Consider the following 10,598-nt stretch of genomic DNA (forward strand, 5'->3'; position numbering starts at 1 on the left):
TAAAGGCAAATCCTTATCTTTGCGCCTTAAAAAAGAAAATGTCACACAAAAAAAATATAGAGCGAACTAGAGCTCAAGAGTCAACAAATGCGATAGAAAAATTATACATTTCTATGCGTCATTTATTTAGTAGAGGTTTTTATAAACCAATGGGAATTTCTGGAGAAACATTAAGAAAATCTTTGTTGTTATTACGCCCAGAAATTTATGGTTCTATTGCGGAAGAACGTGTAGAATTAAATGGATTGGTTTATATAATTGAAAGATTGCCAGAAGGAATAGAAGAATGTCAGTTTATCAATTTAACGGCAGATGAAGGTTATCGAAACTCTCATTTTAAAACAATTATTCCTCCAAAAAGAAGAAGAAATTGCTATAGAATAGACAAAGATCAAATGAATATTGAGATAACCAGAGGGAGATCTGAAATCTATGATATTTTAACGCATTTAACATTTTTGTTTATAGAGTCTCATAAAATCCAAGCAAAAGTGTCTTTAAATGAAGGAGAAGATTTTGTTAGAGAATGGAAACATTTAGAAGATGTTGTTCTTCACAATAGAGAAATTACAGAAAAAGAAAGAGAAGTTATTATGGTTCATTTAGGAAATATTCTTGGACGAACTTTTGACGAAGTATTATCAACTCACAAAATATTTGCAACTGAAGAAAATCCTGATAGATTTTTACAGTTAATTTATTGGTTAGGCAAATTGGCTATAAACGAAGTGGATCATGGAAAAAAACGCTCTGTAAACTTTAGCTCTGTACTTATAGAAGAAATTGGGCACCATATTTATGGAGAAGTTTGGGCAAATGATATAAAAAGCACTCTTAAAAAGCACAGTCTTTTGCAAAGACCAATTCACATTATTAGTGCTAATATGCATAGTGTTTTAAATTCTATTTATGCTAAAGGAGCTTTGCCAAAAGAAGCAAAAGAACATGATGGTTTTGAATTGTATCAGTTATTAAGTAATTCAGATAGCAAGCCTTTACAGAAAAAGGTAAAGGATTATGCATCTAAAAATGGGTTGATTTATATCAAAGATACTTCAGGAACCAATATTAATGTACAAATAATAGATACAGATAAAATAAACTTTGATGTTTCACCGTTTCAAAAAGAAAACTCTTTAAATCAAAGCCCCGTAATTATTGTTATGGATTATGCTTTTGGAGAGCAAGCTTATGAAACAATGGACGAATTATTAAAACCTTATAAAACACCTGAAGAAATCACTCATTTAAATGTGAAATCTGTTTCAATTATGGGGAAAGCAGGAATTTTAGAAGGTGGTAAAGGAGATATCATGATTCCGAATGCCCATATTTTTGAAGGTACAGCAGATAATTACCCTTTTAAAAACCAACTTTCTAAAGAAGATTTAGAAGGATTTGGTGTTAGAGTTTTTGATGGTACTATGGTTTCTGTTTTAGGAACATCATTACAGAATAAAGATTTATTGAAATTTTTCCATGATTCTACCTGGAATGTAATTGGTTTAGAAATGGAAGGAGCTCATTATCAAAAAGCAATACAATCTGCCTCTAAGATTAGAGGAAATATTTCTAAAGACGTACAAGTGAGATATGCTTATTATGCGTCAGATAACCCTTTAGAAACAGGAGCTACATTGGCTTCTGGAGGTTTAGGAATGACAGGTGTAACGCCAACATACGCTATAACACAAAGAATATTAGAACAAATTTTTTAACAGTTTTAAACTGACGATTTAACCAAACCAACTATGCCAACAAACCAAAATAAAAACGAAGAAGAAGTAGATTTAGGTTCTTTATTTGTAATTATAGGGAAAGGATTTTCTAATTTCTTTAATTTTATTAGAAACTTCTTTAAAGGATTTTTTCATTTAATAATTTCAGGTTTAATATTTTTAAAAAAGAATTTTTTAAAAATAGGAATTGCGGCTGTTTTAGGAGGGCTTTTAGGTATTTATCCTGAAATAAAAAAAACAGATACTTTTGTGTCTGAATTATTGCTAGAACCTAATTTTAAAAGTACTAGACAGTTATATGATAATATAAATTATTACAATAATCTTGTAAAGCAACAAGATACAGCTAGTTTGGTAGAAACTTTTAAACTAGATAAAGAAGAAGCTGTAAGTCTTTTAGGATTTGAAATTGATCCTGTTGTAACAGAAAATGATATTATTAGTTCTTACAATAGCTTTGTTTTGTCTGTAGATACCACTACAGTAAAGAGTTATACTTTTGAAAAGTTTAAAAAATCTTTTACAATGTATGACTATAAGTTTCATAAAGTAACTGTTACGTCAACAAAAAATGATGTTTTTGATAAATTAGGAGATGTAATAATTTCATCAGTAGTTCAAAATAAATATTTTAATCGATTAAAAGAATTAACGAATAAAAATTTAAACAGAACAGACTCTCTATATCGCCAAAATTTAACACAGATAGATTCTTTAAGAAAGGTTTATATGGAGGTTATGGTTGAAGAGGCAAAAAAGCAAACAAGTGGAACAAGTATAGATTTAGGTGGCGAAAAAAGAAGTACAAAAGAATTAGAATTGTTTGATACGAATAGAAAAATCAATAATGATTTAAAATATATTGTTACTGAAAAGGCAACAAAATATGAAGTAATTAATGTTATTTCTAACTTTCAACCAATAGGAACAAAACTAAAAGGAATTACAAAGAATTATGTATTTTTATTAGGTGTTGCTGGTGCTGGTTTGATGATTCTACTTTTGCTTTTATTAAAATTGAATAAGTTTTTAGGGAATTATAAAAATTAATAAATGCAAAAAATTCTTGTTACCGGAGGTTCTGGGTTTATTGGAGCTAATTTTATTCCTTATTTTTTAGAAAAAAATGCTAACATAAGCATAGTAAATCTAGATTTATTAACCTATGCAGGAGATGAATCTAATTTAAAAGAAGTTATCAATAATCCAAGATATACTTTTGTAAAAGGAGATATCTGTGATAGAGATTTAGTAGAAAAACTTTTTAAAGAACATCATTTTACGGGTGTAATTCATTTTGCTGCGGAATCTCATGTAGATAATTCGATTAAAAACCCTGATGCATTTGTAAGAACAAATGTTTTTGGCACTTTTAATCTATTAGATGTTGCAAAAAATTATTGGATGAAATCTCCAAACGTCTATAAAGAAGGATTTGAAAACTGTAGATTTCATCATATTTCTACAGATGAAGTCTTTGGAACTTTAGGAGCAACGGGTTTGTTTACAGAAAATACAGCCTATGCACCAAATAGTCCTTATAGCGCTTCTAAAGCATCATCAGATTTTATGGTAAGAAGTTATTTTCATACCTACGGATTTAATGTTGTAACTACAAATTGTTCTAATAATTATGGACCAAAGCAGCATGATGAAAAGTTAATACCAACAATCATAAGAAAAGCATTATTAGGAGAGAATATTCCAATTTATGGTGATGGACAAAATATAAGAGATTGGTTGTTTGTAAAAGATCATTGTTCTGGAATTGAGATGGTTTACAAAAACGGAAAATTAGGAGAAACGTATAATATTGGAGGGAAGAACGAGCGCAATAATCTATACATCGCAAATACAATTTGTACAATTTTAGATGAAATTTCACCAAAAGAAAAATTATATAGAGAGCAAATTAGTTTCGTAGAAGATAGAGCAGGACATGATTTTAGGTATGCAATTGATGCATCCAAAATAGAAAAAGAATTAGGATGGAAAGCTATTGAAAATTTTGAGACAGGAATTAAGAAGACCATTCAATGGTATATAGAAAAATACAATAAAAGATGAAAGGAATAGTTTTGGCTGGGGGGTCTGGAACAAGGTTGCATCCACTAACATTAGCTGTTAGTAAACAATTAATGCCAGTGTATGATAAACCAATGATTTACTATCCTCTTTCTACTTTAATTTCGGCAGGGATAAGAGAAATATTAATTATTTCTACACCAAAAGACTTACCGTTATTTCAAGTGTTGTTAGGAAATGGAAATCAAATTGGATGTAGTTTTGAATATGCTGTTCAAGAGAATCCTAATGGTTTGGCAGAAGCTTTTATTATTGGAGAAAAGTTTATTGGGAAAGAAAAAGTAGCTTTAATATTAGGAGATAATATTTTTTATGGGTCTGGATTGTCAAATCTGTTAAAAGCTAATAATAATCCCATTGGAGGCATTGTATATGCATATCATGTAAATGATCCAGAAAGATATGGCGTGGTAGATTTTGATGATAAAAACAATGTTTTATCTATTGAAGAAAAACCTTTAAAACCAAAATCCAATTATGCGGTTCCAGGAATCTACTTTTATGATAATGATGTTGTTGAAATAGCTAAAAATATCAAACCTAGTGAAAGAGGCGAGTTAGAGATAACAGAAGTGAATAACGTTTATTTAAAAAAGGGTAAGCTTGCTGTAGAAATTTTAGATAGAGGAACGGCTTGGTTAGATACGGGTACTTTCGATTCTTTAATGCAAGCGGGACAATTTGTTCAGGTGATAGAAGAAAGACAAGGTTTAAAAGTAGGATCAATAGAAGAAGCTGCTTACAGATCTGGTTTTATCACAAAAAAAGAAATGATAGAAATAACAAAGCCTTTATTAAAAAGTGGTTACTCACATAATTTATTAAAAATTTAATGAAAGTTACTGAAACATTTTTAAAAGGTTGTTTTGTCATAGAACCTACTGTTTTTGGAGATAAAAGAGGGAGTTTTTTTGAGGTATTCAATCAAAAGGTATTTGAAGAAAAAATAGGTTTAAAAATTAATTTTGTACAAGACAATCAATCTACTTCTCAAAAAGGAGTTTTAAGAGGTCTTCATTTACAAAAAGGTGAATATGCTCAAGCAAAATTAGTACGTGTTATACAAGGAAAAGTACTAGATGTAGCGGTAGATGTAAGAAAAGACTCACCTACGTTTGGTAAACATTTTTCTATTGAACTTTCTGGTGATAATAATAAACAATTATTAGTTCCAAGAGGGTTTTTACATGGTTTTGCTACTTTAGAAGACAATACTATTTTTGCTTATAAATGTGATAATTATTATCATAAAGATTCAGAATATGGGATTATTTACAATGACCCTACTTTAAAAATAGATTGGAAATTAGAGGAGAGTGAAATAATTCTTTCTGAAAAAGATAAATTACTTCAAAACGTAAATATTGCTATAAACAACTAAGTGAACTTAATACATAAAAATTTTATTTATAATAATGTATTAGGCATTACAAATTTATTAATTCCTATACTGATATTTCCCTACGTTTCAAGAGTTTTAGGACCTAGTGGAATTGGTGTTGTTAGTTTTGCAGTATCACTTACTGCTGTTTTTGCTTTAATAGGCTCATTAGGAATACCTATTTATGGAATAAGAGAAATAGCTAAAGTTAAAAATAATAAAGAAAAACTTTCTAAAATTTTTTCAGAATTACTTATCATTCAGGTGTTTTGGATGTTTTTTACTTTAATTTTATATTCTTTTTGGATCTTTTTTACAGATACATTTAATGATGAACAAATAATTAAGTATGTTTCTTATCTGCATATATTTGGGCTCATTGGTATGTTTACTTGGTTTTTTCAAGGTATAGAAAACTATAAATTTATTACAGTTATAAATTTTTTGATTAAATTTTTAATGATTGTTTTACTTTTTATACTGGTGAAAAATCAAGATCAATATTGGGTTTATTATTCCGTTATTGTAGCAACCACCCTTATAGGATCTATAATAAGCTTGTTTTATGCGTTTACTTTTGTTAAAGTTAGATTTACAAATCTTAATTTTAGAAGGCATTTAAAGCCAATTTTAATTCTGTTTAGTACTCAGTTAGCTATTGGTATTTATGTAAATTTAGATATTATTTTCTTGAACTATTTTTCTAATGAATATGAAGTTGGATTGTATGCGCCTGCAAGCAAACTAGTTAAAATTATATTAATAGTGGTAACCTCTTTGGGTACAGTCTTAATACCTAAATTATCGCGTTATATTAAAGAAGGAAAAATAGAAGAATCTAAAAAAATAATTACAAAATCTTTACGTTTTATTTTTATAATTACATTACCAATAAGTTTTTTGTTAATATGCTTGTCAAATGAAATCATTTTTGTTTTTGCTGGTGAAGAGTTTTCATATTCAGCTACATTACTTGCTTTATTAACCCCTATCATTTTTTTAATTGGTTTAAGCAATATTTTTGGTTTGCAGATATTAGTTCCTGCTAATAAAGAAAAAAAATTAATGTTAGCAGTAACTCTAGGAGCTATTGTTAGTGTGGTTTTAAATTATGTTTTAATTCCAGAATTAAAATCAAAAGGTGCAGCGTACACCATTATAATTACAGAACTTATTATAACAATACTTACTTTTTATTTTGCTAGACAAGAAATGAAATTTAATTTGCCTTTTAAAAGTATCATTCATTATTCTTTGTTGGCAACCTTAATAATCCCAATTTGTTATTTGTTGCATACTTTTTTAACAGGAATTACATATCTTCTTATTGCTTCTGTATTTAGCGCTTTGATGTATGTTTCTGGCCTGTTAATTATTAAAGACAAATTCTTTATAGAAAATATATGGAAACCCATTTTAAACTTTAAAAAATGAAATACGATTATTTAATAGTTGGTGCCGGTTTATTTGGAGCTGTTTTTGCTCATGAAATGACCAAGAATGGTAAAAAATGTATCGTTATAGATAAAAGAAAGCACCTAGGAGGTAATGTATATTGTGAGAAAAAGGAAGATATAAATATTCATAAATATGGAGCACATATTTTTCATACAAATGATAAAAAAATATGGGATTATGTTAATTCTTTTGTAGAATTTAATAGGTATACAAACTCTCCAATAGCAAATTATAAAGGAGACTTATTTAATCTTCCTTTTAATATGAATACTTTTTATCAATTATGGAAAGTAAAAACACCTAAAGAAGCAAAAGCTAAAATAGCAGAACAGATTAGTGAAGTTTATGTTAAAAAACCTAAAAATCTAGAAGAACAAGCATTGTCTCTAGTAGGTATAGACATTTATGAAAAACTCATAAAAGGATATACAGAAAAACAATGGGGTAGAAAAGCAACAGAGTTGCCAGCTTTTATTATAAAAAGATTACCTGTACGTTTTAATTTTGATAATAATTATTTTAATGATAAATATCAAGGAATTCCAATAGGAGGTTATAATAAATTAATTGAAGGCTTATTAAAAGGAATTGAGACAAAGACAGGTGTAGATTTTTTTAAAGAGAAAGAAGCCTTAGAAAATCTAGCCGATAAAATTGTATTTACAGGTAAGATTGATGAGTATTTTGATTATAAATTTGGCAGATTAGAATACCGAAGTTTACAATTTGAACATGAAGTTTTAAACACAGAAAATTATCAAGGAAATGCTGTTGTTAATTATACGGAAGCAGATATTCCATATACTAGAATTATAGAGCACAAACATTTTGAGTATGGCAAGCAAAAGAAAACAGTGATAACCAAAGAGTACCCTAAAGAATGGAAAAAAGGTGATGAACCTTATTATCCAGTTAATGATGAAAAAAACTCTAATATCTATTTAAAGTATAAACAAATTGCAGAAAAAACAGATAAGGTTATCTTTGGTGGTAGATTGGCAGAATATAAATATTATGACATGCATCAAGTAATTGCTTCTGCATTAAAAAAAGTAAAAGAAGAATAAGTGGAATTTGATTTAAAAATTTACATAGCAACTCATAAGCAATTTAAGGAACCAAAAGAAGAGTATTTTCAACCAATTCATGTTGGTAAATCATTACATGAAGATCTAGGTTTTTTAGGAGATGATACAGGCGATTCTATTTCTGAAAAGAATCCATTTTATTGTGAGCTAACAGCATTATATTGGGCTTGGAAAAATGATGACTCAAACTTTATTGGACTTTGTCACTATAGAAGATATTTTGATATTGATAATAAAACAGATCGTATAAATGATATAAGATTTATCACACAATCAGAATTTGATAAAGAAAAATTTCCAAAACAAAAAATAGCAAAATATCTTTCTAAACATGATATTATATTGGCTAAACCAAAGGTTTATGAGTTAAGTATAGAGCAAATTTACGGATATTGTCATTCAATAATAGATTTCGATATATTAACTGAAACATTACACGAATTGTATCCAGAATATTCTAAATCTTGGCAAAAAGTTGCTTATCAAAATAATAAATTGGTGCATTATAATATGTTTATAGCCCCAAAAGAGATTATTAACGACTATTGTGAATGGTTATTCACTTTGCTCTTTGAGGTTGAAAAAAGAGTAAAAATATCACCCTATAATTATGAAAAAAGAGTATTTGGTTTTATGTCAGAAAGATTGATGCACCTTTATTTTGTACATCATAAATTTAATGTAAAATACTTGCCGATTTTATATATAAAAGATAAAGATTTTAAATATAAAACACCTTCAAAATTTTTTAAGTTTGTTGAAGATAAGTATAAATCATTGTTGTTCTTTTTGTCAAATACATTAAAGTATAAAATGAAGAATCTTTTGTCAAGAAATTAAAAAAATAAAAAAGGAAAAGATGGTGTGTGAATTTTTTTAATCAACTAAAATTAATTAATAATTGTTTACTTAGTATTTATGAAGCAAAAAGAACTATCTATTGTTATTGTAAATTATAATGGAGAAAGCTATTTAGAAGATTGTATAAATTCAATATATAAATATTGTAGTTCTATAGATTTTGAAATTGTTATTGTAGATAATAAATCAACAGATAATAGTGTTGCACTTTTAAAAAATCAATATCCAGAAATTAATTTAATAGAAAGTAAAGATAATTTAGGTTTTGCTGGAGGAAACAATTTAGCAGTCAAGAAATCTTTAGGAGAAAATATTTTATTATTAAATAATGACACTATTTTGTTGCAGGATATTTCTCCAGCTGTAAAAGAGTTGAAAAAGAAAAAAACAGGTATTGTTGGTATAAAAATGTTAAATGCAAAAAAAGAGTATTTAACATCAGTTGGGAAGTTTCCTAATGCATTAAGCCTTTTAAAATTTTCTTGGCTAGAAGATAAAAGACAAGAGTTTTTAATAGGAGATTTTTCAAAAGAAAGATATTTAGTAGATTGGGTTACGGGCGCATTTTTACTTACAACCAAAAAAATATGGAATCAAGTAAAGGGTTTAGATGAGGACTATTTTATGTATGTAGAAGATGTAGACTTTTGTAAAAAAGTATCTAAACTAAATTATTCTGTGGTTTTTTTACCAACATTATCATATATACATTTTGTTGGTTTTAATAAAACAAGAGAAATAAAATTAATTAAAGGGTATAATTTATACAGTTCAAAACATTTTAATTTTGTAAATAGTATTTTAGCCAAAATTTGTTTGAAAATCAATTATGTCTACAAAAAACGAGTTAAAAATATTTGTTGATGGCTATTTGCTAAATAAAGAACACCAAGGTACAAAAACGTATATAAGAGAATTGTATAAAGAGTTTGCAAAAGAAAACTCAGATGTATTAATTTTTATCGGTTGTTTTAAAGATTTAGAAGTAGAAAAAGAATTCTCTGATTTTAAAAACATACAATTTATCTATTTTAAGCAGTCTAGTAGAATTTTAAGGATGTTTTTTGAAATCCCAAAAATTATTTCTACTTATCAGTTTCAATATGCTCATTTCCAATATGTAATCCCTTTTGTTAAATCTAAATCTTGTAAATATATTGTTACAATTCACGATATTTTATTTAATGATTTTAAGCAATATTTTTCTTCTTCTTATAGGTTAAAAAGAAACCTCTTATTTAAATATAGTGCTAAAAAAGCAGATTTTTTATTAACGGTTTCTAAGTATTCTAAAGATAGGATTAAAGAATACTATAAATTACAGTTCAAAGATATTTTTATTACCCCAAACGGTGTTAATAGTGAATATTTTAAAGAGTATAATAAGCAAGAAGCGATTGATTATATCTCTAAAAAATTTTCCATTAAAAATTACTTACTCTATGTAAGTAGAATTGAGCCAAGAAAAAACCAACAAGCATTACTAAAAGTTTTTTTAGAGCTAGAGAATAAAGAAATTCAATTGGTTTTTATTGGAGTAAAATCATTAGACAATAAACAATTTGATGAACAATTAAAAGAATTAACAGCAGAACAAAGCTCTAAAATACATATTTTACAAGATATTTCGGATGAAGATTTATTGTTTTTCTACAAAGGGGCAAAAGCGTTTGTGTACCCAACTTTAGCAGAAGGCTTTGGAATTCCGCCATTAGAAGCTGCAGCATTAAAAATACCTGTTCTCTCCTCAAATAAAACAGCTATGAAAGATTTTCAATTTCTAGCGCCAAATTTAATTGATATTCATAATTTTGATGTTTTTAAAAATAGGTTAAATATAATTTTAGAAAAAAAGGATGCTCATCATTTAGATCAGGTTCAGAATTATATTCAGTTACACTATAATTGGAAAAAATCATCTGATATTATTACAGATATCATAAAAAATAATACATTATAAAAGAATAGAAATGTATATTAGCTATC

10 protein-coding genes are annotated in these 10,598 nt (G+C 27.3%); all 10 read left to right on the forward strand.

The features are described from left to right. Positions 1 to 38: 38 nt before the first annotated feature. A complete protein-coding gene (locus tag MC378_RS05480; protein WP_242177728.1) occupies positions 39 to 1,718 on the forward strand; it encodes a DUF6909 family protein in 1,680 nt (559 codons plus the stop codon). Between the two features lie 33 nt (positions 1,719 to 1,751). After that, on the forward strand, positions 1,752 to 2,789 hold the full coding sequence (locus MC378_RS05485) for a hypothetical protein (protein ID WP_242177729.1): 1,038 nt from the start codon (positions 1,752 to 1,754) through the stop codon (positions 2,787 to 2,789). 3 nt (positions 2,790 to 2,792) lie between these two features. After that, a complete protein-coding gene (gene rfbB / locus MC378_RS05490; protein WP_242177730.1) occupies positions 2,793 to 3,806 on the forward strand; it encodes a dTDP-glucose 4,6-dehydratase in 1,014 nt (337 codons plus the stop codon). Further along, positions 3,803 to 4,657: a glucose-1-phosphate thymidylyltransferase RfbA gene (gene rfbA / locus MC378_RS05495; RefSeq protein ID WP_242177731.1), complete on the forward strand. Its 855-nt coding sequence runs from the start codon at positions 3,803 to 3,805 to the stop codon at positions 4,655 to 4,657. The genes rfbB and rfbA overlap by 4 nt, the downstream gene beginning before the upstream one ends. Then, positions 4,657 to 5,205 carry a dTDP-4-dehydrorhamnose 3,5-epimerase gene (gene rfbC / locus MC378_RS05500; protein WP_242177732.1) on the forward strand — a complete coding sequence of 183 codons (549 nt, stop codon included), beginning with the start codon at positions 4,657 to 4,659 and terminating at the stop codon, positions 5,203 to 5,205. Before rfbA ends, rfbC begins: the two co-directional genes overlap by 1 nt. Beyond that, positions 5,206 to 6,639 (forward strand): oligosaccharide flippase family protein, encoded by a 1,434-nt coding sequence (locus tag MC378_RS05505; RefSeq protein WP_242177733.1) that lies wholly within the window; start codon positions 5,206 to 5,208, stop codon positions 6,637 to 6,639. It begins immediately after the preceding gene. Then, positions 6,636 to 7,730, forward strand: coding sequence for a UDP-galactopyranose mutase (gene glf / locus MC378_RS05510; protein ID WP_242177735.1), 1,095 nt, complete (start codon positions 6,636 to 6,638; stop codon positions 7,728 to 7,730). The genes MC378_RS05505 and glf overlap by 4 nt, the downstream gene beginning before the upstream one ends. Then, entirely contained in the window at positions 7,731 to 8,591 is an 861-nt protein-coding gene (locus MC378_RS05515; protein WP_242177736.1) for a DUF4422 domain-containing protein, read from the forward strand. A gap of 78 nt (positions 8,592 to 8,669) precedes the next feature. Continuing rightward, complete coding sequence (locus MC378_RS05520) at positions 8,670 to 9,476, forward strand: glycosyltransferase family 2 protein (RefSeq protein WP_242177738.1); 807 nt, start codon at positions 8,670 to 8,672, stop codon at positions 9,474 to 9,476. Continuing rightward, complete coding sequence (locus MC378_RS05525) at positions 9,442 to 10,572, forward strand: glycosyltransferase (protein WP_242177739.1); 1,131 nt, start codon at positions 9,442 to 9,444, stop codon at positions 10,570 to 10,572. The genes MC378_RS05520 and MC378_RS05525 overlap by 35 nt, the downstream gene beginning before the upstream one ends. The last annotated feature ends 26 nt before the right edge of the window (positions 10,573 to 10,598 follow it).

This window comes from Polaribacter marinus (assembly GCF_022662535.1).
Classification (GTDB): Bacteria; Bacteroidota; Bacteroidia; order Flavobacteriales; family Flavobacteriaceae; genus Polaribacter; species Polaribacter marinus.